The sequence below is a fragment of the Sphingopyxis flava genome, assembly GCF_900168005.1.
Classification (GTDB): Bacteria; Pseudomonadota; Alphaproteobacteria; order Sphingomonadales; family Sphingomonadaceae; genus Sphingopyxis; species Sphingopyxis flava.
The window spans coordinates 1-2126 of record NZ_FUYP01000093.1 but is presented as its reverse complement, the minus strand read 5'-3'; the positions used below and the strand labels follow the sequence as shown (position 1 = coordinate 2126).

Here is a 2126-nt window from a genome sequence, read left to right as displayed (position 1 = left end):
GCGAGACCCTGGCCTATCGCCTCTACCACTTCCGCTTGGCGGCGAGTGGCTGGGAGCATGCGGCTGTCGTGCTGGGCGGGGAGAGCTTTGCCGCCCTTTCGGAGCACCTGCAGGATGCGTTGTGGAAGCTGGGCGGTGCGCCGGCCGAACACCGCAGCGATTCCCTGTCAGCCGCCTACAAAAACCTCAACGCCGATGCGCAGCGGGATTTCACCCGAAGCTATGACGAGCTGTGTCGTCATTACGGCATGCTTGCTACCCGCAACAACCGCGGCGAGGCGCACGAGAACGGATCGATCGAAGGTCCCCATGCCCATCTCAAGCGACGGCTCGATCAGGCCTTACGCCGGCGGGGCAGCCGCGATTTCGTTAGCATCGAGGCCTGGCGCGAGTTCGTTGAGGCGCAGGTCGCCAGACAGAACCGGCGACATGCTGCGCGCATCGATGCAGAACGCAGGGTACTCAAGGCGCTGCCCGCAAGGCGAACCACCGATTTCGCCATGGTCACCGTCGATGTCACCCGCAACGGCACCGTCGCCATCGATCGGGTTACCTATTCGGTGCCTTCCCGCCTCGTCGGACGGCGCCTCAACGCGCATCTCTTTGACGATCGCATCGAGCTCTTCCTCGGTCCAGACAGGGTAATGTCCACGCCGCGTGTGCGGATCAGTCATCCCCACCGGGGGCATAGCATCGATTTCCGGCACATGATCGGTAACCTGCGCCGCAAGCCCGGTGCACTGCGCAACCTCGTCTACCGCGAAGCCCTCTTCCCCGATCACGCCTACCGGCGGGCCTGGCAAGCCTTCGATGCCCAACTCGATGGACGGCAGGCCTGCCGCGATGCCGTCGCGCTGCTCGATATCGCCGCCAGGGGCGACTGTGTCGACGTGCTGGCCCGGCGGATCGATGAGGCTCTCGACAGCGGGCGCTTGCCCGATGTCGATGCGCTCAGGGACGAGTTCCTGCCAACCGCAAGATCGCAGCGCGATGTCGCTATCCCGCCACCCGATCTGCACAGCTACAACAGCCTGATCGCCAGCGGGGAGGTGCACTGATGACCCGCACCAAGGATCAGGCCGCCGCCGTACTGCCTACCCTGCTCAAGGCCTTGCGCCTGCCGAGCATCAACCGCAACTGGAAGCACCTCACCGACACCGCCGATCGCGATGGCTGGCCGGCCGCCAACCTGCTGGCCTCGCTTCTCGAGATCGAGATGGCTGATCGCTCCTCCCGGCGCATCCAGCGCCATCGCGACCAGTCCGGCTTGCCCGCAGGCAAGACCTTCGCCACCTTCGATTTCGACGCCGCCCCCGGCATCCGCAAACCGCACCTCTTGTCCCTCGCCGCCGGTGACGACTGGATCGAGAACGGCGGCAACCTGCTGCTGTTCGGCCAGAGCGGGACCGGCAAGACGCACGCAGTTGCCGCCATTGGCCATGCCCTCATCGACACGGGGCGGCGCGTCCTGTTCTGCTCCACCACCGACATGGTCCAGAAGCTCCAGTCCGCGCGCCGCGACCTCAGCTTGCCCGCCATGCTCGACAAGCTCGACAAGTTCGATCTCATCGTGCTCGACGATCTGTCCTACGTCCGCAAGGACCAGGTCGAAACCAGCGCCTTGTTCGAGCTCATCGCCCACCGCTACGAACGCCACTCGCTCGCCATTACCGCCAACCAGCCATTTTCGGCATGGGACAACGTCTTCCCTGATCCCGCCATGGCTGTCGCCGCGATCGACCGCCTCGTGCACCACTCGACCATCATCGAGATGAACGGCGAAAGCTACCGCAAGCGTTCCGCCGTCGCCCGCATCAACGCCGGCGATTACGACCCGCCCAATGGCGCCCCGGACCGGCCATCATAATTGTCGCTGGCTTCGCGCTCGGGAGCACCCTTGCTGAGGCAACGGGTAATTGTCGCCAGCGGCAATTACATGCCAACCATCCCATGCGCTTCAAACCCTCGCTTCCGGCCAGCGCCAGCGACAATTACCCAGCGTCGTAATTGTCGCTCGACGGTTGCTCCTCGCAACAGCAAATGGTAGCCAGAATTCACCAACCGGCGCGGCCACCTATCGGCCATCAAAATTGACGCCGACCGGACTCCGTAATCGTCGCGCTACA

The 2126-nt window shown here is 64.4% G+C and carries 2 protein-coding genes; both read left to right on the top strand.

All coding sequences use genetic code 11. The features are described from left to right. On the top strand, positions 1 to 1058 hold a 1058-nt coding region (locus B5X69_RS20615), incomplete at its 5' end, for a Mu transposase domain-containing protein (RefSeq protein ID WP_079640149.1). Continuing rightward, complete coding sequence (istB, locus tag B5X69_RS20610) at positions 1058 to 1867, top strand: IS21-like element helper ATPase IstB (RefSeq protein ID WP_020818758.1); 810 nt, start codon at positions 1058 to 1060, stop codon at positions 1865 to 1867. The genes B5X69_RS20615 and istB, both read left to right, overlap by 1 nt. Positions 1868 to 2126: the final 259 nt, after the last annotated feature.

Coding starts and splice junctions, on each gene's coding strand:
- istB (WP_020818758.1), top strand. CDS start 1,058: ATGACCCGCACCAAGGATCAGGCCGCCGCCGTACTGCCTACCCTGCTC.